Source organism: Companilactobacillus sp. FL22-3 (assembly GCF_054881455.1).
This window is the reverse complement of record NZ_JBTYYZ010000002.1, coordinates 126345-150299: the sequence shown is the minus strand read 5'-3', so window position 1 is coordinate 150299 and position 23955 is coordinate 126345. Positions and strand designations below refer to the sequence as shown.

Below are 23955 nucleotides of genomic sequence, written 5' to 3'. Positions count from 1 at the left end.
TTCTTTTATCCCCCTATTTTATAAAGAAGCGCTGGATATCATTCCAAGTGACTGCAATCATCAACAAGACCAAAATGCCGACCCCAATCAGTGTAATGACATTTTCGTATTGTTCTGGAATTGGTTTTCGTCTGATTGCTTCAACGATATTCAATAAAATTTTTCCACCATCTAGCGCCGGAATCGGTATCAGGTTGACGATTCCTAAGTTCATTGACAGCATTGATGTAAACAAGATGATGTTGATCAAACCAGTCGAGGCCACTTTTGAAGTCATGGAATAGATTCCGACTGGACCGGACAACTGGTTGATATTAAATCCACCAGAAACCATCTTGCCTAAAGCATGGAAAATGGTCAGTGAAGTACTCCAGCTATAGTTAAAGCCATATTTGATCTTACCTAAAAAGCTCGAATCCAACTTAGCTGTAATACCGATCAGTCCATATTTTTGACCAGACTGTTTGACTGTCTTTGGCGTTAATTTAACTTGTTTAGTACTTGTACCTGATTGCACATCCATGGTTACTTGTTTACCAGGATTGTTTTGAATGCTTTCAGTTAAAGCTGTCCATGAACTAGTTTTTTTACCGTTGACACTCAAAATCTTATCATTAGCTTTTAAACCCGCTTTTTGCGCCACAGAATTACTCTGCACACTGCCAAGTTGATTCGTTCCAGTCGCAACTGAACCCATCATAAAAGCGGCGATAATTGCCGCTACGATCGCTAAGACAAAGTTATTGAATGGACCAGCAAAATTAGTGATCATCCGTTTCCAAACTGAAACAGACTGCAACTGGACGTCACGAGGGGCAATTTGTACCTCTGTCCCATCTTCTTCAACGATTGTTGCATCATGATCAACAGAATACTTTTTGGTGATCGTTTCATCACCATTTTCGTAACCTTCAATTATTAAATCATCGACAAGATCAGCTTTTGAGATTTGAACTGGAACCGCGTTTGCATCGTAAACTTTACTTGAAGTAATTATTTTTGTTACTTTATCATCATCATTTATGACTAATGATGCCATCGTTCCTGGTTGAATCTCAGAATCGTCCTCTTGCGCTCCAGCCATACGGACATAACCACCCAGTGGCAAAAGCCGCAGAGTATAGGTCGTATGATTCTTTCGGTAAGCAACGATTTTGGGCCCCATTCCAACAGAAAATTCCCGAACCAAGATTCCGGATTTTTTTGCAGCATAATAGTGTCCAAATTCATGAACGATCACAAGGATTCCAAAAACGATTATAAATGTAATTATCGCGGTCATTTTAACCTCCACGAGCTGTTTATACTAAACCAAAAATGTGTAACAAAGGTAGCACGATCAACATGCTATCAAAACGATCCAAGATTCCACCATGACCTGGCAAAATGTTCCCTGAATCTTTTACTTTGTAAAATCTCTTATAAGCAGATTCAATCAAATCGCCCATTTGACCCATAATTGAGAGTACAAAGGCAATCATCAACATTGTGACAGTCGAGTACTCTTGTGGGTAAAAGTACATATAAAGGCCTGAGAGAAGCAATGCCATCACGATTCCGGCAATTGTTCCTTCCCAAGTCTTGTTAGGACTAATAGCAGGCCATAACTTATGCTTACCGATTTTTCTACCAAAAGTATAGGCAAAAATATCTGTCGACCAAACGACGATCAAAGCATACATTAGAAGTGCTAAGCCAGCTTGTGAATTTCTGACTGCTGCCAAATAATGGAAACCAGTTCCAATATAAAGCATTGCCACAGTCGAAACGCCAGCATCTTCAAAGTTGAACTTATTCTTAGTCAAAACTGTGATGATCAATAGGATCACCGCAAAGACGTAAAATAAATCCAATCTTGAAAAACTTGCTGGGAACCAGCCACGATAGAATCCATTTGGCACTACTAAAGCTAATGTTCCCAGTACTGTTACCAAGAAATCAATTGAAACGATAATTCGTTTACGCATGATATAAATTTCAAATACACCAACTACAGCTAAAGCTGCAGCAGCTATTTCCAGCCATACTCCACCAGCAAGCAGAATGGGAATAAAGATTGCCAAGGCAATAACAGCTGTGATTACACGTTGTTTCATAATTTTCCCCCAATCGAACTAAACAGATCCATATCGACGGTCTCGTCTGTCAAATTCTTTAATATCCTCAATCAAATTATCAACCGTATAATTAGGCCAATAAGTTTTATCAAAGACCATTTCTGAATAAGCTAACTGCCATAACATAAAGTTGGAGATTCTTTCTTCGCCGCTCGTTCTGATCAAAAGATCCGGATCGGCTAATTCTCCTAATTGATTCGTTAGTAAATGGTTAGCAAACATTTCATCGTCAATTTTATCTGGGTCTATTGAACCATTAACGGCTTCAATTGCCAAATTTTTTGTCGCATGGATAATCTCCGCACGACCACCATAATTAAAAGCAAAGTTGAGAATCATCCCAGTATTATCCTTGGTATCCTCAACTGCTTTTAACACTACATTTTTGGTCCGATCAGGTAAATGGTCCGTAAAGCCCGTCACAACGACCTTAATATTTTCCTTAATCAAGTCCGGCATAAACGTTCCAAAGAAATCAACTGGCAAACGCATCAAAAAGTTAACTTCCTTACTAGGACGACTCCAATTTTCAGTGGAAAAAGCGTAGAGACTCAAAACTTTTACACCGAAATGACTGGCGGCTGTAGCAATCGTCTTCACATTGTTCATACCAGCTTTATGACCGGCAATTCTTGGTTGACCTAATTCCTTAGCCCAACGACCATTGCCATCCATAATAATCGCAATGTGCTTTGGAATCGACATTTCTGGACTCAATTGTTGCTTATTATCCTCTGCCATTGAGATTACCCTTCAGTAATTTCCTTTTCCTTATCGGCAGCCAATTGATCAATTTGTTTGATGGCATCATCAGTAACTTTCTGAACATCTTTTTCAAGATTATGGAATTCATCTTCAGTTACATCGCTAGCCTTTAATTGCTTCTTCAAATCATCCATAGCTTCACGACGAACATTACGGACAGCAATACGGCCGCCTTCTGCTTCTTTACCAACTTGCTTAGCAATCTCTTGACGGCGTTCACCGGTCAACTGTGGGATTACCAAACGAATAACGTTACCGTCATTTGCTGGATTTAGTCCTAAATCAGATGAATTGATAGCATGTTCAATATCATCGAGTGAAGATTTGTCATAAGGTGTGATCAAAAGAACTCGAGCTTCAGGAACATTGATTGAAGCTACTTGGTTCAAAGGAACTTCACTACCATAATATGAAACCATCACCTTGTTCAAAATTGATGCATTAGCTTTACCAGCACGAATATTAGCCAAGTCACGATTCAAAACTTCGATGGACTTACCCATGTTCTCTTTTGCTTTTGAAATAGCTTTATTTGTCATCATTACCACCCTTTATAATTGTTCCGATATTTTCACCTTGAACAACTTTCTTGATGTTTTCTGGTTTGTTCAAGTTAAAGACGATCAATGAAATGTCGTTGTCCATTGACAATGATGAAGCAGTTGTATCCATAACTCCAAGATTCTTATTGATAATATCAAGTTGGGTCAATTCTGAATACTTCTTGGCATTTGGATCTTTCTTAGGATCTGCAGAATAAACACCGTCAACATTATTCTTGGCCATCAAAATAACATCCGCTTCAATTTCAGCTGCACGAAGAACTGAAGTTGTATCAGTTGAGAAGTAAGGATTACCAGTACCACCAGCAAAGATTACGACACGACCCTTTTCAAGATGTCTAACGGCCTTTCTTCTGATGTATGGTTCAGCAACTTGACGCATCTCAATTGATGTTTGCACACGTGTAGGAACACCGATATGTTCAAGACCATCTTGTAAAGCCAAGCCATTCATAACTGTTGCCATCATACCCATGTAGTCAGCTTGGGCACGATCCATACCCATTTCGGCACCGGTTTCACCACGCCAAATGTTACCACCGCCACAAACGATCGCAACTTGTACACCTAGATCATGAACACTCTTAATTTGTTCAGCTATTTGTTTAATAACTGGAGGGTTAATTCCAAATCCCTTTTCTCCGGCCAATGCTTCACCAGAAACTTTTAAAATCACTCTTTTATACTTGATATCAGGCATACGTTCTCTCCTTTAATTTTGCTACTAAATATTTTAACATATTCGATACAGTAAATTTATCTAATCACTATTTTTAAATAAAAATCGCTCGGATACAACCCTTTATACAAGAAAAGGTCGTTTAATTCACAATGAATTAAGCGACCTTTCTTAAAAATTAAACGAATTAATTAGTTATTCATTTGGTTCTTTACTTCTTCAGCAAAGTCTTCTTGTTTCTTTTCGATTCCTTCGCCAACTTCGTAACGAACAAATGATACTAACTTACTGTTCTTAGATTCAACGAATTGTTGAACAGTCATATCTGAATCCTTAACAAATTCTTGGTCAGCCAAACTAATTTCTGACAAGTACTTGTTTACACGGCCTTCAACGATTCTTGGAATAATCTTTTCAGGTTTACCTTCAGCCTTTGTTTCTTCAGTGAAGATTGCCTTTTCATGTTCAAGAACATCGCTAGGAACTTGTTCGCGACTCATGTACTTAGGATTGATAGCAGCAACGTGCATAGCAACATCCTTAGCAGCGTCTTCATCAGAACCTTCAAGAGTAACGATAGCACCGATTAGGCCACCGTTATGTAGGTATGAACCGAAGACTTGTGCATCAGTCTTATCAAGAACTTCGAAACGTCTCAAGCTGATCTTTTCACCGATAACAGCTGTTAAGCCTGTGATAGCATCGTTAATTGATTCGTCACCTAGACTTAAAGCTAAAGCTTCGTCCATAGTCTTTGGTTCGTTTTCAACAATAGCTTTACCAATTGAGTTAACAAGATTGATAAATTTGTCGTTTGATGAAACAAAGTCAGTTTCTGAGTTAACTTCGATAATTGAAGCTTTGTTACCTGAAACTTCGATATGTGTCAAACCTTCAGCAGCAATGTTTCCACTCTTCTTAGCAGCTTTGGCAATACCCTTTTCGCGTAGCAAGTCAACGGCTTTGTCCATGTCTCCATCAGCAGAAACCAATGCCTTCTTAGCATCCATCATACCAACGCTTGTCTTATCACGTAATTCTTTAACTTGAGCAGCAGTAATTTTAGCCATTCGTAAATCCTCCAGTCGTATAAATAAAGCCATCTTACAAAGATGACTCTATTTTACGGATATTATTTTAATTAGTTGTTATCGTTATTGTTTGTAGCGTTTGCCAAATCTTCGATTGACTTGTCATCAGCAGCTTCTGCATCAGCGTTGTCATCTTTCTTATCAGCAAAGTCAGCATCTGAAACAGATTCTTCACCTTGCTTACCTTCGATAATAGCGTCAGCCATCTTAGCAGTAATCAATCTTACGGCACGGATAGCATCATCATTTGAAGGAATGATAACATCGATAGGATCTGGATCTGTGTTTGTATCAACCATAGCTACGATAGGAATGTTAAGTTTCTTAGCTTCGTTAACAGCAATGTTTTCTTTGTGTGGGTCAACGATGAACATAACATCAGGAATTCTTGGCATATCTTCGATACCACCAAGGAATTTTTCAAGCTTAGCTTGTTGCTTTGTAAGTAAAGCAACTTCCTTCTTAGGTAGACGATCAAAAGTACCATCAGTGGCCATAGCCTTGATTTCCTTTAATCTCTTGATACGTTTTTGGATTGTGTTCCAGTTAGTCAAAGTACCACCTAACCAACGGTGGTTTACATAGTATTGGCCGGCACGTGTAGCTTCTTCAGCAACAGCGTCTTGGGCTTGCTTCTTTGTACCAACGAATAGGAAAATTCCGTCATCACCGGCAACAGCCTTCATATAGTTGTAGGCATCGTCGATCATGCGTACTGTTTTTTGTAAATCAATGATGTAAATACCATTTCTTTGTGTAAAGATAAATGGCTTCATCTTAGGGTTCCAACGTCTTGTTTGGTGTCCAAAATGTACACCGGCTTCAAGCAATTGTTTCATAGAAATAACTGACATAAAAAAGTTCCTCCTGGTTTTTACCTCCACTTAAGTCATGTCTGACTGAAACGCTTATGCGCACCATCAATCAAATCGTTAAGTGTGTGTATTCAATACAGGTAAATATTATATGGGAAATTTAATGTGAAATCAAGTAGTCTCGCCAAATTATTCCGTGACTTTTTAATAAAGTTACTTTTTGAGAGCGAGATAATTTCTTGATTGCAATTTCCCGTTTCAAAGCTTGCGACTTGTCAGGCAGTTCTTCCTGATACATCAGTTGAACCGGACGACGAATCTTCGTATACTTAGCGCCCTTACCTGCATTGTGAGTTGCAACGCGTTTTTCAACATTATTGCTGGTACCAGTATAAAATGTTTGGTCGGAACAGAGCAACATATAAACGTAATATTTTTTATTTTCCATTGATTAAAAATTTCGCCTCTTCAGTTAACTGATGATTCTCATTATAGATCACTAAGTCAGGTTCAACTTTTAAGGAAGCTGTTTTAACGGTTTTGATGACATCCAACAGCATCAAATTGGCATTCTTATCCTTGGTTGAGCGAACAAAACGTAGTCGTTTAGGTTGCAATCTTTCTTGGCTCATTATCGTCAATAATTCACTCAACCGTTCCGGCCGATAGACTAAATATGCATGAGAATTCTCTTTTAAAAGCACCTTAATGGTCGAAAGAATATCGGTTAAATTGGCTTTTAGTTCATGGCGAGCCACAGCTAAAACTGGATTCTCTTTAATTGAAGTCTTTTCTGATAATTTAAAATAAGGTGGATTGCAAACAATCGTATCGATCGTATCGTGTGCTAAATATTGCTGAATATTTTTCAAATCATCATTGATCAAATGGACTTGTTCTTCCAAATGATTATCGTCAATACTCTTTTTAGACAAATCAGCCAGTTCTTTTTGAATTTCAACTAGATAGATCTGAGCTGAAGTCTTAGCAGCCAAAGAGAGACCAATTGCACCATTTCCAGAACATAGATCGACAACTTTACCTTTTTTTACCGGCTTAGCGAAATTATAGAGTAAAATAGTATCAAGATTAAAAGAGTACAATTTTTTATCTTGGTTGATTATAATTCCACTGTTAGCAATAACATCTTGCGAATAAATCGACATAACACACCTACTTTGTGGTATTTTAAATAAGTTAAAATTATTTTGGGGAGAATGATATTTCTATGTTTTATAAATTTGCTCGAGTTTTAGTACGAGGATTAGTTTTTCTACTAAATGGCCGATATAACGTTGTGGGTAGAGAAAACCTACCTGATAAGCCATATATCATAGTTGCTCCTCACCGAACTTGGTGGGAACCGATTTTCTTTGCTCTGGTTATTTCACCACGTGACGCAACTTTCATGGCCAAAAAAGAACTCTTCAAGAATCCAATCTTGCGATTTATTTTAGTCCACGCTCATGCCTTTCCAGTTGATCGCGCTCATCCAGGACCTTCCGTTATCAAAACCCCTGTCAAAGCCTTAAAAAATGAAGGTAAAGTTTTGATCATGTTTCCTTCAGGAACCCGCTATTCGGAACAGTTAAAAGGTGGCGCATCGCTAATTGCTAAACTTTCTAAAGCACCACTAGTACCTTTCGTTTATCAAGGGCCATTAACCTTTGGCGGATTATTACGTCATCAAAAGATTACGATTGGAGTTGGACCAGAAATCGACTTCGACTTCAAAGCTAAACTTGACGATGCTCAGACTAAGCAAATCAATGATGATATGGAAAAAGCCTGGGATAAAGTCGACAATGAAATAGATCCAAGTTTTGAATATACTCCACCTGTAAAGAAGAAATAATAATATAGTATAAGATAACAGTTTATCATTTCATAGTAATTGAAGCTTCACGAATGTTGATTTTTTATTTGACATTTGTGGGGCTTTTTTTGGATATAGATTAACTTGAATTTAAATTGAGAATCTACTTGAGTTACCGAAGCACTAATTTTTATCAAGTTAAAAAATGAAACTATCAACTTCTTAAAGAATACCCTTCCCATTTCTACAGAGCAAACTTCTTCGAAAAATTTTTAATTTAAAATACATATCCTAATATCGGATAAAAAATAAGCTGAAAAATATCAATTACGATATTCTTCAGCTTATTTTATTGAAATAATTAATCAAACTTCGCAAATTTAAATGGAATTTTTACCGATATCATGTCGATAAAAAATATTAGTTTGGTCCATCTGATCCAACTGTTGATAAATTGCCTTTTGAGCATCTACCAATGTTGGCGCAGATGTCTGTACCAAATAAAGTCGCCCACCATTACTGTATAACTGATGGTTTTCTTTGCGCACTGCTGCGTAATTTATTGGTAAGGGGAATTTTGTAAATACATCTTTGGAACCTAAACTGCCATAAAGTGGCTTTTCTGGATAACCTTTACTAACGGCAAAGACTCCTAGGTTTAAGCCTGAATCCATCCAGTCGATAGTCGTAATTTTCTGATGTTGGATAATTTGGAGGATTATCTGTGACAAATCAGTTTTTAAACGGGGCAAGACGACTTCGGTCTCGGGGTCACCAAAACGAGCATTAAATTCAATTACTTTAATACCAGTCTTCGTCAGAATCAAACCGGCATAGATAATACCTGTGTACTTGATTCCTTGTTGATACATTTCTTTGACAAACGGCTTGATAACTGTTTGGATGGCTGTTTGTTCGACCTCGTCAGAAATATTAGCAACAGGACAAACTGCCCCCATCCCACCAGTATTTGGACCTTTGTCACCCTCAAAAATCTTTTTGTAATCTTGGGCTAAAGGCATTGGATAAAAACGCTTATGGTCGACAAAGGCCATCAGTGAAAATTCTTCACCATCAAGGTATTCTTCAATCACAACTTTGGAGGTATTGAATTTGTGCGTTGCCAACAAGCTTTCAACTTTTTCAAAAGCATCCTCTCTATTTGGTGAAATATAAACACCTTTTCCGGCAGCTAAGCCATCCGCCTTAATTACGATGGGAAAAGTTTGCTGTTCCAAATACGTCTTAGCTTCCACTACATCGGTAAATTCACGATAAGCAGCCGTTGGTATCTTGGCATCAGCCATCAGTTTTTTGGTAAATGATTTTGACCCTTCGATTTGAGCACCTTTTTTATTAGGACCAAAAATCTTCAGTTTCTGGTTCTTAAAAAAGTCAACGATTCCATTGACCAAAGGTTCTTCTGGTCCGACAATCGTATAATCGATATCGTTAGTTTGGGCAAAATTAGCTAAATGGCTAAACTCATCCTCATTAATAGCAATGGTCTTGATCCCATTTAAGGTCATTCCGTCATTTCCTGGCGCACAGAAAACTGTATTTTCATCATTCTTTTGGAGTGCTTGGCAGATGGCATCTTCACGTGCACCTGAACCGACAACAAGTATTTTCATTAAAAGACCTCTCTTCTAGTGTTTGAAATGTCTTCTACCAGTGAAGACCATGGCAATACCAAACTTATCAGCCATATCGATTGAATCCTGATCCTTGATCGAACCACCTGGTTGAACGATGGCGGTAATTCCATGTTCAGCAGCATATTGCACACAGTCATCCATGGGGAAGAAAGCATCTGAAGCCATGATCAATGGTGTATGTTCATCAGCTTGTTCTTCTTGTTCGATAGCAATTTTGACTGAGCCAATACGATTCATTTGTCCGGCACCGATTCCCAAAGTCTTGTCAGTGGTTGAAATGACGATGGCATTACTCTTGACGTGTTTAACAACTTGTTGGCCAAACAACAGTGCTTTCATTTCTTCATCAGTTGGCGCCTTTTTAGTGACAACTTTGAATTCATCGATGCTATCAACGGTCGTATCACGTTCTTGAACTAACAGACCACCCATAACTGAAACATATTCATGTTTTTGAGCATCTTTAGCTTTAGAAAAATCAAGTGTCAAAAGACGGATGTTTTTCTTAGCTTCGAGGATCTCTAAGGCCTCAGGACTGAAACTTGGGGCAATCACGATTTCTAAGAAAATCTTGTGCATTTCTTCAGCAATTTCCTTAGTGACTTCACGATTGACAGCCACGATTCCCCCAAAGATCGACATTGTGTCAGCTGTATAAGCTTTACGCCAGGCTTGATAAATCGACTCGTCATCAACCCCAACACCACATGGATTCATATGTTTCAAGGCTGCTACACAAGGTTGCTTGAAGTCAGCTACGATTCTTAAGGCTGCGTCTGCGTCTTTAATGTTGTTGAATGATAATTCCTTACCGTGTAATTGCTTAGCTGAAGCAATTGAGTAGGCAGAAGGAATTGCACTTTGATAGAAAGCCGCTTTTTGATGAGAATTTTCACCATAGCGTAATTCTTGATGATAATCGTATCCTAAAACTTCAACATCTGGGAACTCGTCACCATTCAGATCAGTCAAATAATGGGCAATGATACTGTCATATTCAGCTGTATGACGGAAGGCTTTGGCTGCCAAACGACGTCTTAATCCAGCATCGTCAGAATCAGCTTGGATACTTTCCAAAACAGTTTCATAATCATTAGCATCAATCACCACGTAGACGCTCTTGAAATTCTTCGAAGCAGAACGAATCATTGATGGTCCGCCGATATCAATTTGTTCGATTGCTTGAGCTGGTGTGACATCAGCTTTAGAGATTGTTTCTTTGAAAGGATATAAATTAACACAAACTAAGTCGATCGTTTGAATGTCGAGTTTTTCCAATGTTTTCATATGTTCGGGATTGTCACGTTTAGCCAAAAGTCCAGCATGAACTACGGGATGTAAAGTTTTTACCCGACCATCAAGAATTTCAGGGAATTTCGTTACTTCGTCAATTTCAGTAACTTTGACGTTATTTTCTTGCAACTTTTTATATGTACCACCAGTTGAGATGATTTCAAAGTCATTGGCGATTAATCCTTTAGCAAATTCAACGACACCTGTCTTGTCAGAAACACTGATCAAAGCTCTTTTCATTTTTTATCTACCCCATTATTTTTATTTAGTAGTTCAAGTATCACTTGACGATACAATTGATGTTCAGTTTGATGAATTCTCATTTCTAACGTTGCTTCTGTATCATTTTGTAAACGAATAACTTTGGCTTGCTTGATGATGGGACCTGTATCGACTCCTTCATCAATGTAATGGATCGTGACGCCAGTTACTGCATCGCCTGACTCAAAGGCTCGTTCAATAGCTTCTAAACCTGAGAATTTGGGCAGCAAGGATGGATGAATATTGATAATCCGATTAGGATAAGCTCCCAACAGAACTGGTGTGACGACACGCATATAACCCGCCAGTAAAATATAGTCCAGATGATAAGGTTTCAGATTCTCAACAATAGCTTGTTCATAAGCTTTTCGGTCCGGAAAATCACTGAGACGATTGACAAAAACTGGAATTTGATATTTTTGAGCTCGATTGATGACTTGAGCTTGCGGTTGATCACAGACCAGTACTTCGATTTCCAAACCAGCGTTCTTTAATTGCTGCGAACTAGCAATTGCTTCAAAGTTGCTTCCATTTCCAGAGGCGAAAATGGCTACTTTCATAGCTGATCCCCTTTCAAAAGTAAACTTTCACTCTCTTTCGGCACTACTTCACCGATCGTATATGCAATAGTTTCCTTTTCATTCAATAATTCAAGCACTTCAAGTTCTTTAGAAGCATCTACGGCCAAAACCATCCCAATTCCCATATTGAAAATATGGTACATATCGGCTAACTCGAGTTGACCATACTTTTGAATAGCGGAAAATACTGGTAATTGTGGCCAAATATCAACATTGATCATGGCCGCCAGGTTTTGTGGCAGCATTCGAGGGACATTTTCGTAAAAACCACCGCCTGTAATATGTGAAATACCTTTTATCAACCGTTCTTTTAACAGTGGCACAATGTCTTGCACGTAGATTTTTGTTGGTGTCAACAATAATTCGCCTAAATTCTGTTCGGGACATTCAGGCAAAATAGTATCAGTTGAAAAGTCATGATCTTGGAAAAAAATCTTTCGAACTAAGGAGTAACCATTCGAATGAATTCCAGTTGAACTTAAACCAATCAAAACATCCCCAGCTTGAAGATTTTCTTTTTTCAACAAATCATCTCGTTCGCAAATACCGACCGAAAATCCGGCGATGTCATAATCATTTTCACCATAAACTCCTGGCATTTCAGCGGTCTCACCACCAATTAAGTTGGCATTGGCTTGATTACAGCCGTCAATCACGCCTTTGAGGATTTCTTCTATCTTATGGTCGATTTTGCCAGTTGAAAGATAATCTAAGAAATATTGCGGGATGGCACCTTGGGCGAGAATGTCATTAACACACATGGCGACACAATCGATTCCGATGGTATCCCACTTCTTCGCTAAATTGGTTAACAATAACTTCGTTCCCACACCATCATTACCTGAGACTAGCACGGGGTGTTGATAACCTTCAGGAATTTCATAAATACCTCCAAAATTCCCAATATTACTATTACGCGTATTTTGCTTTACAAACTTGGAGATTTGATAGCCAGAATTAATATCGACTCCAGCATCTTGATAGGGATTTGACATGGCGAACCTCCTTATTTTTTCGACTCATAATCGTAAAGATAGGTTGGATAATCACCGTTGAAATATGACATATCTAACCCGGAATACGGTGCGTCAGCATTTAAACCAATTGCGTCGATCAAGCCATCCTCACTCAAAAATTTCAGTGAATCAGAACCAAACATTTGATTCATTTCAGCAATTGATTTGTGAGCAGCAATCAATTCACTCTTCTCTTGAATATCGATTCCGTAAAAACAAGGATGCATGAATCTTGGTGAAGCGATTCGCAGATGAACTTCAGTCGCTCCGGCATCTTTCAACAATTGAACGATGTAGGCACAAGTGGTCCCGCGGACAATGGAATCATCGACTAGAATGACCCTTTTACCTTGAACTACCCCTTTAACGGCGGCTAATTTTTGACGAACACTCTTCTCACGCAACTCTTTAGTAGGTTGAATAAACTCACGTCCCATATACTGGTTCTTGATCAGACCCATTTCATATGGCAAGCCACTTGCTTCCGCATAACCACTGGCAGCTGAGAGTGAAGAGTTAGGTACTCCCACCACAATGTCGCCATTTGCTGGAGCTTCTTTAGCTAAGTTAGCTCCCATACGCTTGCGGGCTGAATGAACGTTGATTCCCAGGATATCGGAATCAGGTCGTGCAAAGTAGATAAATTCCATCGAACAAATTGCTAATTGCGTCTTGGTAGTCCAGTTATCAATCGACATCCCCTCACTATTGATGGTAATCAATTCACCTGGTTGAACGTTATGAACCAAAGTTGCTCCGACTGCATCTAAAGCACAAGTCTCACTGGCAACAACATAAGCTCCGTTCTCCAAACGACCGATCGACAAAGGACGAAAGCCATGTGAATCTAAAGCGACGATCATCGAATCTTTTGTTAACAATAAATATGCGAATCCACCTTGAATCTTGTTCAAAGCCTCGATAATTCTTTCATGCAAAGTTGGGGCATTAGAAACTTTAATCAAATGTACTAGCACTTCTGAATCCGAACTTGATTTAAAAATATGTCCCTTGGCTTCAAGCTCTTTTTTCAACGTATCAGCATTGGTTAAATTACCGTTGTGAGCCAAAGCCATTTGACTATCCGTGAAATCAAACAATAGTGGTTGGACATTTTCAATCTTATTTTCACCAGCGGTAGAATAACGAACATGCCCAATGGCGGAATTCCCAACTAGCGAATTGAGATATTCTGGTTTAGAAAAAACTTGGGTCAACAATCCTAAATTACGATAAATACGTAACTTATTCCCATCATTAGCGACGATTCCCGCACCTTCTTGTCCACGATGCTGTAAACTATGGAGTCCTAGATAGGTCAAATAATTAGCATTTTCAGCGCCCCAGACACCAAAGACACCACATTCTTCATTTAAACTCTTTACTTCATTAAGCACTCAAGTTCCTCCTTCCAATCTTGCTCAACCGATAATCCATCGAGAACAATATCTTCTTCCGCCGTCTTGACTTTAAATTCAGATGTCTTGGTCACAGTTCCTAATAACTCAATCTTTGTCTGCATCAGTTTTTCAAAGTTTTCGCGGTCAGCTGGTTTGACAGTTACGATGAAACGACCTTGAGTTTCTGAAAACATCTGTGCATTTGATAATGACGTTTCGACTGCAAAACCAAAATTCGTATTAAAAGCTGATTCTGACAACGCTGCTGCCAAACCACCTTCAGACAAGTCGTGACAACTTTGCAATAATTTCTCTTGAATAGCTTGACGAATCAATTCTTGGTCCAACAATTCCTGGTCTAAATCTAAACTACGTAAATCACCTTTGATTTCACCAGCTTGTAACATTTGTAATTCACTACCGTGATAGTCATCGCCAGTTTGGCCAACTAGGTAGATCAAGTCATCAGCATTTTTGAAAGCGACTGTCGTTACATCAGCAATATCTGTAATCAAGCCAACCATTCCGACCATTGGGCTAGGATAGATAGCTTGCTCATTGAACTCGTTATAAAGTGAGACGTTACCAGAAATTACGGGTGTATTGATTTTTTCACAAGCACTGGCAATTCCTTCAACACTCTTATCCAATTCATAAAAAGCTTCAGGATCTTCAGGATTACCATAGTTCAAACAATCTGTGATTCCGATTGGTAAACCACCACTAGCAACGATATTTCGAGCCGCTTCCATAACGGTGATTTGTCCACCGATAAAGGGATTTAAATACACATACTTTGAATTACTATCATTAGTCATTGCGATAGCTTTTTTTGTATTGCGAATTCTGATTACTCCAGCATCGCTCCCAGGCTTAACTAACGTATTAGCTCTAACTTGCGAGTCGTAAGTTTGATAGAAATATTTCTTGCTGGCAATATTAGGACGTTTCATAATCGCCTGCCAAGTATCTTTTAAAGAGGTAATTTCGGGAAGGAATTGATAGTCTGCTTGCTCGATCATCCGTTGTGGCTTAACTTCTTGACGATCATATTCAGGAACATCTTCGGTTAAACTATCGACTGGGATATCGGTAACTAATTGATCATGATGATAAATCTTATACTGATGGTCAGTAGTTACGCGACCGATCACGACAGCATCTAACTCAAAATGCTTAAAGAAATTCAAAACTTCATCTTGATGCTCTGGTTTAACACAGAGAACCATTCGTTCTTGCGACTCTGAGAGCATCATTTCATAAGCTGACATCTCTGTTTCTCGTTGCGGCACATTATCAAGATTCAAAACCAAACCTGAGCCAGCTTTAGAGGCCATTTCGGCTGTCGAAGAAACTAGACCGGCTGCACCCATATCTTGAATCCCCAAAATCCAGTCGGAATGCTGTTCAATAATTTCCACACAAGCATCCATCAAAAGTTTTTCGATGAAAGGATTACCAACTTGAACCGCTGAACGTTGAGTATTATTTTCATCAGTAAATTCATCTGAAGCAAAAGTTGCCCCATGGATTCCATCACGCCCGGTTTTGGCACCAACGTAGACGATCAAATTTTCTGCCCCACTGGCCGTACCAGGCTTGAAATCAGTGTTATTCAACAAACCGACACACATGGCGTTGACCAACGGATTATGAGCATAACAATCTTCAAAGGCAATCTCGCCACCAACTGTTGGTAGACCGATACAATTGCCATAGCCACTAATTCCAGCAACTACTTCATTGACTAAATGCTTAGTTTTTCCATTATCAAGTGGTCCAAACTTTAAACTGTTCAATAAAGCAATCGGTTGTGCACCCATGGAGAAAATGTCACGAATAATTCCACCGACACCAGTGGCGGCACCTTGATATGGTTCAACTGCTGAAGGATGATTATGACTTTCAGCTTTAAAAACGACAGCTTGATTGTCACCGATATCTAAAATACCAGCATCTTCACCAGGACCAGCTAGCACGCGCTCGCTCTTATTTGGCATCTTTCTTAAAACTTTTTTCGAATTCTTGTAAGAACAATGTTCACTCCACATTACGGAATACAATCCAGTTTCGGTGTAATTTGGCAAACGTTGTAAAATTTCTTCACTGATCAATTGGTATTCAGCATCGGTCAAACCCCATTGTTGATACAATTTATCAGTTTTGATTTGTTCTGGTGTAGGTTCAGTCATTAATTATTCACCTTTACTTGATAATTGATTATTGATTGAAACAATTTTTTACCATCTGCCGAGCCAAGAATTTCCTCCATAGCTCGTTCAGGATGCGGCATCATCCCTAAAACATTCTTTTCTTTATTAGTCACGCCGGCAATTTGATTGACGCTGCCATTAACATTGTCAAGATATTGAAAGGCGATTTGATCATTGGCTTTTAATTCTTGGAGCGTAGCTTGATCACAGTAATAACGGCCTTCACCATGTGCTACTGGCACTTGAATAATTTCATCAGCCTGATAGGCATTAGTGAACGCTGTTTGAGAATTGACAACTTTTAAAGGTACCGTTTCACAGATAAAACGTCCCTGTTCATTTTTAATCAAGGCTCCTGGCAATAAACCTAGCTCAGTCAAAATTTGAAAACCATTGCAGATACCTAAAACTATTTTCCCTGCTTCCGCAAATCGGACGATCTCTTTTACGATTGGAGCATTAACGGCAATAGCACCACTACGCAGATAATCACCGTATGAAAAGCCTCCAGGTATCAAGACCCCATCAAAGCCTGCCAAACTTTCGGCTCGATAATCAACTAATTCAACTGTTTCCTTGATACCATCTTTAATCGCATAGTAGAGGTCTAAATCACAGTTTGATCCTGGAAAATTGATTACGGCAAATTTCATTATTTCGCCTCCGTAATTTCGTAACGATACGTTTCCACATTAGGATTTGCCAACAGATCATCACAGATTGCGTCGACATATTTTTCTAAATCAGGGTAGTTATCGTCAAAACTCAATTCAAAGTACTTGCCCATATGAACTTCTTGAACTTTTTGATAGCCCATGGAGTGAACTGCTGATTTGATGGCTTCCCCTTGCGCATCTAAGACAGAGGTTTTGAGTGTCACGTATACTTTTACTAATTTCATCGTAATCTCCTATTTATCTTGTAGTCGGTCTAGGACTACTTGGTAAGTTTCAACTAAATTGCCTTCGTGCTTTCTGAAAACATCTTTATCCATTGAATGATGACTAGACTTATCCCAAATTCGGCAATTATCAGGGGAAAATTCATCGACGAGAATTATTTCACCTTGATAAAGTCCAAATTCCAGTTTGAAATCGACTAATTCAAAACCAGCACCATCGAAGAATGGAATCAACAATTGATTGATTTTTAAGGCTTGTTCTTTGATGTAATCCAATTGATTTTGATCAGCAATCTTCAAAGCTTTGATCTGAGATTCATTGATGAATGGATCATCCAGTGCATCGCTCTTGTAATAAAATTCAATGATTGGTTCGTTCAAATGTTGACCAGCTTCAACTTGAAACTTCTTTACTAACGAACCTGAAGTAATATTTCTTAAAACAACTTCCAAAGGAAAGACAGTTGTCTTCTTAACTAACTGTTCATGATCAGAGAGATTCTTTACCAAATGGGTCTTGATGCCATTTTCGATCAGATAATTGAAAACTAGCTGGGAAATTTGGCAATCGAGTACGCCTTTTCCGGGAAGAATTTCCTTTTTCTTACCATTGAGTGCGGTCGCTTGATCTTTATAAACGATCAATACCTCATCTTCTTGTTGTGCTTGATAAACATTCTTAGCTTTTCCTGTATAAAGCAACTTAGCTTCTGTCATTATTATTTACACATCCCAGATTGAATTATTTTCAATAGCAGTTTTGATCTGCTCTAGGTCATCGCTTAATATCGTGATATGACCCATTTTCCGGTTCTCTTTAATTTCATCTTTGCCATAGTCATGAAAATGCCATTCTGGGTGTTTAACTAGTTCATTCTTCGCCTTAGTTAAATGTTGACCCAAGAGATTGACCATGGCTGCTGGCTTCAGCAATTCGACTTTCGGCATAGCTAAATTGCAGACTCCCCGAATATGTGCATCAAATTGTGAAATATTGCATGATTCGATGGTTAAATGCCCTGAGTTATGAGGTCTAGGGGCAATCTCATTAACAAAAACCTCATCTTGATCCGAAATGAAAAACTCGATACACATCGTGCCAACTAATTCCAATCCCTTGGCTAAAGTTTCACCGACTTGATAAATGTGTTGAGCAGATTTCTCACTGATGGCAGCGGGACAAGTACTTAAGTGTAAAATATTATGTCGATGAATATTCTCGATGATGGGAAAAATAGCTGTCTCTTGTCGGCTGTTAGCGGAAACGACTACCGAAACTTCTTTTTTTAGGTTGATTTTTTTCTCCAACATACAAGGACCAGTAGCTAATAATTCTTCGATCTGGGCGTAATCAACATTCTGGGCATCGTCAATCAACAATTGGCCTTTGCCATCATAGCCGCCACGAATGGTTTTTAAAATAACGGGCGTACCTAATTTTTCAATTCCACGGTGATATTCGAAAATATTTTCGATCACGACATGCGGTACAACTTTAAAACCGCTATTTTCAATAAAATCTTTTTCTGAAACTCGATTTTGCGTCACGCTCAATGCCTTGATACCTTGCGGTACTTGGGTGTACTTCTTGACTTCATTAATAGCTGTCGCATCGACGTTTTCAAACTCATACGTCAAAACGTCGCACTTCTTAGCTAACTCGACCAATTTTTCTAAATCATCATATTCAGCTACGATTTGTTCATCTGACACTTGTGCGGCTGAACAATTGGGCTGCGGGTCCAAGATAATGACCTTATAGCCCATTTCTTTGGCTGAAAAAGACATCATTTGACCTAATTGTCCACCACCGATAATTCCAATCGTGGAACCTGGTAAAATTGCTTTATCCAAGATTATTCCCACTTTCTACTGACTTATCATGCATGGCTTTGACGTATGCGGATAAGTTTTTTTGATATGTTTGATTATTTAAAGCACAAATCTTAGTTGCTAAAATTGCGGCATTTTTGGCTCCGGCTTCACCAATCGAAACTGTTGCAACGGGAACGCCAGCAGGCATTTGAACAATCGACAATAAAGAATCGATTCCTTTTAGATACTTAGATGGCACGGGAACACCGATCACTGGCAAGCTTGTTGAAGAAGCTATCATTCCTGGCAAGTGGGCAGCACCACCAGCTCCAGCTATGATTACTTGAAAATGTTTATCAGCCTGATTGGCAAAATCTAACATCTCATGCGGCATCCTGTGTGCCGAAATAACTTTTGTTTCAAAACTAACACCCAACTCATTCAAAACATCAATCGTGTTCTGCATGACTTTCAGGTCAGAAATTGATCCCATAACTATTGCTACATCGTGCATTTCTTTTTCCACCTTTCTGCTCTGGTAACCAAATTCTATCAAGGAATCATTTTTCTTTCAATGCTAAAAACGCATTTTATTCTTATTTTTTTAATTATTGTTCGTATTTTACGTTTTCATACAGTTTTTTATATATTTAAAAATTAAATAGTTCGTATTTTAAAGACATGTTTATTTTTTGGCAAAAAAAATAAGCGATATGCATATTAAAATATACATATCGCTCAAATGATCTGACTATTTATTATTCTTTTGTGAATTCTTCATAGTATTCATTAATTGATTAAGCTTCTTTTGTGAAGGCTTTTGGCCCATTTGAGCCATCATTTGTCTGATCATATCTGCACTGATTGGCGGATTGTCTTGGAAGTATTTCTTCATGTACCATCTAGCGATGAAGAAACCGCCGACTAGACCGACTAGTAAAGCTATCACGCCAACGACTATTGTTGTACCCATTTATGTTCTCACCCTTTCCATACACTTATTAATATTACAAAAAAAGTTAACTAATTGAAAGCCTAATCGTCACGCAATCCTTTTTTTCGTTGAATTTCGCGAACTTTTTCTGGAGTGACTTCTTTTCCGTCTTTATCGTAAACTTGCAGCATTTCGATTTGTGACTTGAAAGCAGCCCGAAAGTTCTTCAAATATTCCTTTCGCAATTGGGCTTGTTGGTCCTCTTCTTCTTTGGTAATCGTACCGTTTTTGGCCTTGTGGGCTAATTCATTGATCTTTTTAAGTAATTCGTCTTGTTCTTTCATTTTTCATTACTCCCCAATACAATCGAACACTTGTTTGAACTTGTATTCAAATTTTGATACAATCTATTTAAGATATTAACAATGAGGTGTTCTAATGTCAAAAGCTGAAGGCTCTAAACAGTCACAAATTTTACAATGCATTTATGATTATTTAGATGAACATGGATATCCGCCCACTGTCAGAGAAATCTGCGAAGCTGTAGATTTGTCATCAACATCAACGGTCCATGGTCATCTCTCACGTCTTGAGAAAAAAGGTTACATCCAACGTGACCCTACCAAACCTCGCGCTATTGAATTAACTGGCGCAGGTTTGAACTCGATTGGCGTCAAATCAAAACAGATTCCGATCTTGGGTGCCGTTGCTGCTGGTCAACCAATTACCGCAGAACGTAACCCTGATGGATACTTCCCTATCCCACCAGACTTAAATCGTGATTCTGGCGAATTGTTCATGCTAGAGATCCACGGAGAAAGTATGATCAACGCTGGTATCTATGATGGCGATCATGTAATCGTCCACGAACAAAGTTCAGCTAACAATGGTGAGATCATCATTGCCATGACGGAAGACATCGAAGCTACATGTAAGAGATTCTACCAAGAGAATGGTCACTATCGCTTACAACCGGAAAATGACACAATGGACCCAATTATTCTAGATTCAGTCGAAATTCTTGGTAAAGTTGTGGGCTTATATCGTTCACAAATCTTCTAATCCAAATAGAGAATTGATATTCCCAATTCCTAACTAAAGAAATTCCAGTTGTTAACTAACTAGTTAACTGACTGGGATTTTTTTAATCAAGATTCAAATTCACTGACTTCAAAGCTTCCTCCACCACAAACATGACGCTTTCACTCTGTTGTAGGCGTTGTCTTACTTGAAGAAAATCTTGCTCACGGATGATTTTTTCAAAAGCAACGAATTCTTGATACATTCGATGAGGATAAACTTTATTATCGACATGTTCAACTAATTGTTTTTGATTGTCGTAAATATCAAATGACTCTAATCGATTAGTGGGACCGTTGACAATAATCGACCCTAGACTTCCTTGAAGGCTAGTTTGACGCTTAGGGACGACAGAATCTTTCGCACCAATAGCAACTGCCTTACAATTGTCGTAGTCCATCAAAAGAATCCCAGAAGTATCAACACCTCGAGCAATATTGGGCAGATATTTGACTTGTTTAGGACGCCCTAATAAACCGACAATGAAATGGATATTATAGATATTTAAGTCTAACAGTGCGCCGCCACCTTTTTTAGCATCAAACGCCGGTAAGATCTGTCCCGCTAAAAAATCGTCGTAACGAGTGGAATACTGCGAATAATTGCTTTCAATCAATTTCATATCACCGATCTGTGGTAATTTCTGCTTTAAATCAAGATAATTTTGCAAATATTGATTGGTGATCGCCTCTAACAAAAATAACTGCTTATCTTGGGCGATTTGCTTGAGAATTTCAAACTCTGACAATTTTACCGTAAAGGGCTTTTCAACGATGACATTCTTGCCATGTTCCAAAGCTTTTTTAGCAAAACTGAAGTGTAAAAAATTCGGTACCGCAATATAGACTGTATCGAACCCTCCATCTGCTAAAGCTGTATCAAAATCGGTGTAAATTGCGCCAATGTGATATTTAAGCTTCAATTGATGCAACACGTCCAAACTTCTTTGCGTCCCTATCAATGCAGTTAATTCGGTATCAGGCAAGTCCTTAGTGATGGTCAAAAAATCATGCACGATGTTCCCTGACCCAATAATTGCTAATTTCATTCGTAGAGTGCTCCTCGTTGTTTTAATTTTTAATCCATTAAAACACCTTCAGAAATCTTTTAGGGGCAAATATACTAAATGGTAATTGAAATTAAAAAAATTCCTAAGAAAAAACCGTCTTCTCAAATTTGAGAAAACGGTTTTTAAAGCTCAAGTATTAATTAGATGTCACGACGACGTTCTTTAATACGAGCAGCCTTACCTGTACGAGCACGTAAGTAGTAAAGCTTGCTACGACGTACACGACCATGTCTGATAACTTCAATTTGTTCTACACGAGGTGTGTTTAGCGGGAATGTTCTTTCAACACCAACACCGTTACTCATCTTACGAACAGTATAAGTAGCACTGATACCAGTACCATGCTTCTTAATAACGACACCTTCGAATAATTGGATACGTTCGCGGCTACCTTCAACAACCTTAGCATGGACACGAACAGTGTCACCACTACGGAAGTCAGGAATGTCAGAACGTAATTGTTCTTTTGTAATATCTTGAATCAATTTATTCATAAATAATTTCTCCCTACCGACACTCTTATATATCCATTGATACACAGCGGAATATCGTTAATATGTGTGTTCAAACACTCTTAATATGATACTTTATTTAAAGCTACTTGTAAACTAGTTATTTTGACGAATTTTACGCAACAGCTGTTGTTCTTCTTCAGTCAGCTGCGCATGTTCTAATAAATCAGGCCGACGTTCTAACGTCTTCTTCAAGGCTTTCGTTAGCCGCCAGAGACGAATTTTTTCATGATCCCCACTGGTTAACACTTCGGGAACCTTTTTGCCCCTAAAGTCTGCTGGACGTGAATATTGCGGATATTCCAAAAGATTATTAGAAAACGATTCTTCTTCCGCTGAAAATGAATTGCCTAATACGCCCGGCACAAAACGTAAAGTGGCATCGATCATGCTCATTGTGGGTAATTCGCCACCAGTCAAAATATAGTCGCCAATCGAAACTTCATCAGTAACTAAATCCTTGACCCGCTCATCAAAACCTTCATAATGACCACAGATAAAAACTAATTGCTCTTCTTTAGCAAAGTCTTGAGCCATCTTCGTGTTAAAAGTCTTTCCTGCTGGATCTAACAAGATGACGCGTTTCTTACCTGGTTTTTTCTTTTCGACGTAATCCATGGCATCATAGATCGGCTGGGCCTGCAACAACATCCCTGCCCCGCCACCATAAGGTGCATCGTCAACATGATTTTGTTTATTCGTAGTAAAGTCACGAAAATCGACCACGTCAATATTAACTAATTCTTTAGCTTGAGCTTTGCCGATCAACGATTCATCTAAAGCTTGAAACATTTTTGGAAAAATACTTAAAATTGTAATATCCATTAGTCTATCAACCCATCTGGTATTTCCACTTTGACAATGCCTGCATCAAGATCAACATCTTTGATTACATCATCAATGTATGGCAATAAAATCTCTTTATATTTAGGCCCTTTAACTACCCAAACATCATTTGAACCTAGCTCGATAATTTCAGTAATCTTACCGACTTCACCTAAATCTTTGTCAATCACCGTCAAACCAATGATTTGCTTGTAAAGAAATTCGCCTTCATTGAGAGTAGGAACCTCTTCACCGTCCGCAAATAACTCTGATTTAACATATTTTTCAACATCATTAATATTATCGTAGCCCTTCAATTTGACTAAGATAAAACTCTTATGAGGTCGCGATGACTCGACAGTAAATTCCAAAGTTTGACCCTGACTCTTCAAATAAAGTTTTGCACCGGCTTTGAAACGGTCTTCTGGGAAATCGGTAATAGGAATAACTCGCAACTCGCCTTTGATACCATGGGTATTGACGATCGTACCAACTCGATATAATTCTTCAGCCATTTTTCCTCCGTGTATTAAAATAGGACCATGACAATG

Annotated in this window: 28 protein-coding genes; 2 read left to right on the top strand and 26 right to left on the bottom strand. The window is 38.5% G+C overall.

Annotated features, from left to right (window positions below; all coding sequences use genetic code 11):
* Positions 1–13 precede the first annotated feature (13 nt).
* The 9 genes from rseP to ACYT32_RS02735 form a co-directional block, all read right to left on the bottom strand.
* Positions 14–1282, bottom strand: coding sequence for an RIP metalloprotease RseP (gene rseP, locus ACYT32_RS02775; RefSeq protein WP_395264355.1), 1269 nt, complete (start codon positions 1280–1282; stop codon positions 14–16).
* 19 nt (positions 1283–1301) lie between these two features.
* A complete protein-coding gene (locus ACYT32_RS02770; RefSeq protein WP_395264354.1) occupies positions 1302–2096 on the bottom strand; it encodes a phosphatidate cytidylyltransferase in 795 nt (264 codons plus the stop codon).
* An 18-nt stretch (positions 2097–2114) separates the two neighbouring features.
* The gene (locus tag ACYT32_RS02765) at positions 2115–2864 is read right to left on the bottom strand and encodes an isoprenyl transferase (RefSeq protein ID WP_395264477.1); all 750 of its coding nucleotides are present in this window, start codon (positions 2862–2864) and stop codon (positions 2115–2117) included.
* Positions 2864–3421 carry a ribosome recycling factor gene (gene frr, locus ACYT32_RS02760; RefSeq protein WP_395264475.1) on the bottom strand — a complete coding sequence of 186 codons (558 nt, stop codon included), beginning with the start codon at positions 3419–3421 and terminating at the stop codon, positions 2864–2866. Before frr ends, ACYT32_RS02765 begins: the two co-directional genes overlap by 1 nt.
* Complete coding sequence (gene pyrH / locus ACYT32_RS02755; RefSeq protein WP_395264353.1) at positions 3411–4145, bottom strand: UMP kinase; 735 nt, start codon at positions 4143–4145, stop codon at positions 3411–3413. Before pyrH ends, frr begins: the two co-directional genes overlap by 11 nt.
* A gap of 170 nt (positions 4146–4315) precedes the next feature.
* A complete protein-coding gene (gene tsf / locus ACYT32_RS02750) occupies positions 4316–5194 on the bottom strand; it encodes a translation elongation factor Ts (protein ID WP_395264352.1) in 879 nt (292 codons plus the stop codon).
* A 71-nt stretch (positions 5195–5265) separates the two neighbouring features.
* Positions 5266–6069 (bottom strand): 30S ribosomal protein S2, encoded by an 804-nt coding sequence (rpsB, locus tag ACYT32_RS02745; protein ID WP_395264351.1) that lies wholly within the window; start codon positions 6067–6069, stop codon positions 5266–5268.
* Positions 6070–6190: 121 nt separating this feature from the next.
* A complete protein-coding gene (locus ACYT32_RS02740; protein WP_395264350.1) occupies positions 6191–6478 on the bottom strand; it encodes a GIY-YIG nuclease family protein in 288 nt (95 codons plus the stop codon).
* Entirely contained in the window at positions 6468–7196 is a 729-nt protein-coding gene (locus tag ACYT32_RS02735; protein WP_395264348.1) for a tRNA1(Val) (adenine(37)-N6)-methyltransferase, read from the bottom strand. The genes ACYT32_RS02740 and ACYT32_RS02735 overlap by 11 nt, the downstream gene beginning before the upstream one ends.
* 62 nt (positions 7197–7258) lie before the next feature.
* Here ACYT32_RS02735 and ACYT32_RS02730 point away from each other — a divergent pair, with 62 nt between their 5' ends.
* Positions 7259–7885 carry a lysophospholipid acyltransferase family protein gene (locus ACYT32_RS02730; RefSeq protein ID WP_395264347.1) on the top strand — a complete coding sequence of 209 codons (627 nt, stop codon included), beginning with the start codon at positions 7259–7261 and terminating at the stop codon, positions 7883–7885.
* A 341-nt stretch (positions 7886–8226) separates the two neighbouring features.
* Here the strand turns inward: ACYT32_RS02730 and purD are convergent, their stop codons facing one another.
* The 13 genes from purD to ACYT32_RS02665 all read right to left on the bottom strand — a co-directional run bounded on the left by purD (position 8227) and on the right by ACYT32_RS02665 (position 20262).
* Positions 8227–9480: a phosphoribosylamine--glycine ligase gene (gene purD, locus ACYT32_RS02725; protein WP_395264346.1), complete on the bottom strand. Its 1254-nt coding sequence runs from the start codon at positions 9478–9480 to the stop codon at positions 8227–8229.
* Positions 9481–9495: 15 nt separating this feature from the next.
* A complete protein-coding gene (purH, locus tag ACYT32_RS02720; RefSeq protein WP_395264345.1) occupies positions 9496–11037 on the bottom strand; it encodes a bifunctional phosphoribosylaminoimidazolecarboxamide formyltransferase/IMP cyclohydrolase in 1542 nt (513 codons plus the stop codon).
* Positions 11034–11618 (bottom strand): phosphoribosylglycinamide formyltransferase, encoded by a 585-nt coding sequence (gene purN, locus ACYT32_RS02715; protein WP_395264344.1) that lies wholly within the window; start codon positions 11616–11618, stop codon positions 11034–11036. The genes purH and purN overlap by 4 nt, the downstream gene beginning before the upstream one ends.
* Positions 11615–12634 (bottom strand): phosphoribosylformylglycinamidine cyclo-ligase, encoded by a 1020-nt coding sequence (gene purM / locus ACYT32_RS02710; RefSeq protein ID WP_395264343.1) that lies wholly within the window; start codon positions 12632–12634, stop codon positions 11615–11617. Before purM ends, purN begins: the two co-directional genes overlap by 4 nt.
* 11 nt (positions 12635–12645) lie before the next feature.
* Positions 12646–14052 (bottom strand): amidophosphoribosyltransferase, encoded by a 1407-nt coding sequence (gene purF, locus ACYT32_RS02705; RefSeq protein WP_395264342.1) that lies wholly within the window; start codon positions 14050–14052, stop codon positions 12646–12648.
* Positions 14037–16247, bottom strand: coding sequence for a phosphoribosylformylglycinamidine synthase subunit PurL (purL, locus tag ACYT32_RS02700; RefSeq protein ID WP_395264341.1), 2211 nt, complete (start codon positions 16245–16247; stop codon positions 14037–14039). The genes purF and purL overlap by 16 nt, the downstream gene beginning before the upstream one ends.
* A complete protein-coding gene (gene purQ / locus ACYT32_RS02695; protein ID WP_395264340.1) occupies positions 16247–16921 on the bottom strand; it encodes a phosphoribosylformylglycinamidine synthase subunit PurQ in 675 nt (224 codons plus the stop codon). The genes purL and purQ overlap by 1 nt, the downstream gene beginning before the upstream one ends.
* Positions 16921–17169 (bottom strand): phosphoribosylformylglycinamidine synthase subunit PurS, encoded by a 249-nt coding sequence (gene purS, locus ACYT32_RS02690; protein WP_395264339.1) that lies wholly within the window; start codon positions 17167–17169, stop codon positions 16921–16923. The genes purQ and purS overlap by 1 nt, the downstream gene beginning before the upstream one ends.
* 9 nt (positions 17170–17178) lie before the next feature.
* A complete protein-coding gene (gene purC / locus ACYT32_RS02685) occupies positions 17179–17886 on the bottom strand; it encodes a phosphoribosylaminoimidazolesuccinocarboxamide synthase (RefSeq protein WP_395264338.1) in 708 nt (235 codons plus the stop codon).
* Positions 17887–17892: 6 nt separating this feature from the next.
* Positions 17893–19023, bottom strand: coding sequence for a 5-(carboxyamino)imidazole ribonucleotide synthase (purK, locus tag ACYT32_RS02680; RefSeq protein WP_395264337.1), 1131 nt, complete (start codon positions 19021–19023; stop codon positions 17893–17895).
* Positions 19016–19498: a 5-(carboxyamino)imidazole ribonucleotide mutase gene (gene purE / locus ACYT32_RS02675; RefSeq protein WP_395264336.1), complete on the bottom strand. Its 483-nt coding sequence runs from the start codon at positions 19496–19498 to the stop codon at positions 19016–19018. The genes purK and purE overlap by 8 nt, the downstream gene beginning before the upstream one ends.
* Before the next feature lie 237 nt (positions 19499–19735).
* Positions 19736–19957, bottom strand: coding sequence for a YneF family protein (locus ACYT32_RS02670; RefSeq protein ID WP_395264335.1), 222 nt, complete (start codon positions 19955–19957; stop codon positions 19736–19738).
* Positions 19958–20019: 62 nt separating this feature from the next.
* Complete coding sequence (locus ACYT32_RS02665) at positions 20020–20262, bottom strand: DUF896 domain-containing protein (RefSeq protein WP_395264334.1); 243 nt, start codon at positions 20260–20262, stop codon at positions 20020–20022.
* 94 nt (positions 20263–20356) lie between these two features.
* Between ACYT32_RS02665 and lexA the strand changes: the two genes are divergently transcribed.
* The gene (gene lexA / locus ACYT32_RS02660) at positions 20357–20980 is read left to right on the top strand and encodes a transcriptional repressor LexA (protein ID WP_395264333.1); all 624 of its coding nucleotides are present in this window, start codon (positions 20357–20359) and stop codon (positions 20978–20980) included.
* 82 nt (positions 20981–21062) lie between these two features.
* Here lexA and ACYT32_RS02655 read toward each other — a convergent pair whose 3' ends face one another.
* The 4 genes from ACYT32_RS02655 to rimM all read right to left on the bottom strand — a co-directional run bounded on the left by ACYT32_RS02655 (position 21063) and on the right by rimM (position 23919).
* Positions 21063–22046 carry a Gfo/Idh/MocA family protein gene (locus ACYT32_RS02655; protein ID WP_395264332.1) on the bottom strand — a complete coding sequence of 328 codons (984 nt, stop codon included), beginning with the start codon at positions 22044–22046 and terminating at the stop codon, positions 21063–21065.
* A 161-nt stretch (positions 22047–22207) separates the two neighbouring features.
* Positions 22208–22561, bottom strand: coding sequence for a 50S ribosomal protein L19 (rplS, locus tag ACYT32_RS02650; protein ID WP_395264331.1), 354 nt, complete (start codon positions 22559–22561; stop codon positions 22208–22210).
* Between the two features lie 114 nt (positions 22562–22675).
* On the bottom strand, positions 22676–23404 hold the full coding sequence (gene trmD, locus ACYT32_RS02645) for a tRNA (guanosine(37)-N1)-methyltransferase TrmD (RefSeq protein WP_395264330.1): 729 nt from the start codon (positions 23402–23404) through the stop codon (positions 22676–22678).
* Positions 23404–23919, bottom strand: a complete 516-nt coding sequence (rimM, locus tag ACYT32_RS02640; protein WP_395264328.1) for a ribosome maturation factor RimM — start codon at positions 23917–23919, stop codon at positions 23404–23406. The genes trmD and rimM overlap by 1 nt, the downstream gene beginning before the upstream one ends.
* Positions 23920–23955 lie beyond the last annotated feature (36 nt).

Coding starts and splice junctions, on each gene's coding strand:
- ACYT32_RS02655 (WP_395264332.1), bottom strand. CDS start 22,046: ATGAAATTAGCAATTATTGGGTCAGGGAACATCGTGCATGATTTTTTG.
- tsf (WP_395264352.1), bottom strand. CDS start 5,194: ATGGCTAAAATTACTGCTGCTCAAGTTAAAGAATTACGTGATAAGACA.
- ACYT32_RS02670 (WP_395264335.1), bottom strand. CDS start 19,957: ATGGGTACAACAATAGTCGTTGGCGTGATAGCTTTACTAGTCGGTCTA.
- ACYT32_RS02740 (WP_395264350.1), bottom strand. CDS start 6,478: ATGGAAAATAAAAAATATTACGTTTATATGTTGCTCTGTTCCGACCAA.
- purM (WP_395264343.1), bottom strand. CDS start 12,634: ATGTCAAATCCCTATCAAGATGCTGGAGTCGATATTAATTCTGGCTAT.
- ACYT32_RS02730 (WP_395264347.1), top strand. CDS start 7,259: ATGTTTTATAAATTTGCTCGAGTTTTAGTACGAGGATTAGTTTTTCTA.
- rseP (WP_395264355.1), bottom strand. CDS start 1,282: ATGACCGCGATAATTACATTTATAATCGTTTTTGGAATCCTTGTGATC.
- rplS (WP_395264331.1), bottom strand. CDS start 22,561: ATGAATAAATTGATTCAAGATATTACAAAAGAACAATTACGTTCTGAC.
- pyrH (WP_395264353.1), bottom strand. CDS start 4,145: ATGCCTGATATCAAGTATAAAAGAGTGATTTTAAAAGTTTCTGGTGAA.
- trmD (WP_395264330.1), bottom strand. CDS start 23,404: ATGGATATTACAATTTTAAGTATTTTTCCAAAAATGTTTCAAGCTTTA.
- rimM (WP_395264328.1), bottom strand. CDS start 23,919: ATGGCTGAAGAATTATATCGAGTTGGTACGATCGTCAATACCCATGGT.
- purH (WP_395264345.1), bottom strand. CDS start 11,037: ATGAAAAGAGCTTTGATCAGTGTTTCTGACAAGACAGGTGTCGTTGAA.
- rpsB (WP_395264351.1), bottom strand. CDS start 6,069: ATGTCAGTTATTTCTATGAAACAATTGCTTGAAGCCGGTGTACATTTT.
- purQ (WP_395264340.1), bottom strand. CDS start 16,921: ATGAAATTTGCCGTAATCAATTTTCCAGGATCAAACTGTGATTTAGAC.
- purD (WP_395264346.1), bottom strand. CDS start 9,480: ATGAAAATACTTGTTGTCGGTTCAGGTGCACGTGAAGATGCCATCTGC.
- ACYT32_RS02735 (WP_395264348.1), bottom strand. CDS start 7,196: ATGTCGATTTATTCGCAAGATGTTATTGCTAACAGTGGAATTATAATC.
- purS (WP_395264339.1), bottom strand. CDS start 17,169: ATGAAATTAGTAAAAGTATACGTGACACTCAAAACCTCTGTCTTAGAT.
- ACYT32_RS02665 (WP_395264334.1), bottom strand. CDS start 20,262: ATGAAAGAACAAGACGAATTACTTAAAAAGATCAATGAATTAGCCCAC.
- purL (WP_395264341.1), bottom strand. CDS start 16,247: ATGACTGAACCTACACCAGAACAAATCAAAACTGATAAATTGTATCAA.
- purC (WP_395264338.1), bottom strand. CDS start 17,886: ATGACAGAAGCTAAGTTGCTTTATACAGGAAAAGCTAAGAATGTTTAT.
- purN (WP_395264344.1), bottom strand. CDS start 11,618: ATGAAAGTAGCCATTTTCGCCTCTGGAAATGGAAGCAACTTTGAAGCA.
- lexA (WP_395264333.1), top strand. CDS start 20,357: ATGTCAAAAGCTGAAGGCTCTAAACAGTCACAAATTTTACAATGCATT.
- frr (WP_395264475.1), bottom strand. CDS start 3,421: ATGACAAATAAAGCTATTTCAAAAGCAAAAGAGAACATGGGTAAGTCC.
- ACYT32_RS02770 (WP_395264354.1), bottom strand. CDS start 2,096: ATGAAACAACGTGTAATCACAGCTGTTATTGCCTTGGCAATCTTTATT.
- purE (WP_395264336.1), bottom strand. CDS start 19,498: ATGCACGATGTAGCAATAGTTATGGGATCAATTTCTGACCTGAAAGTC.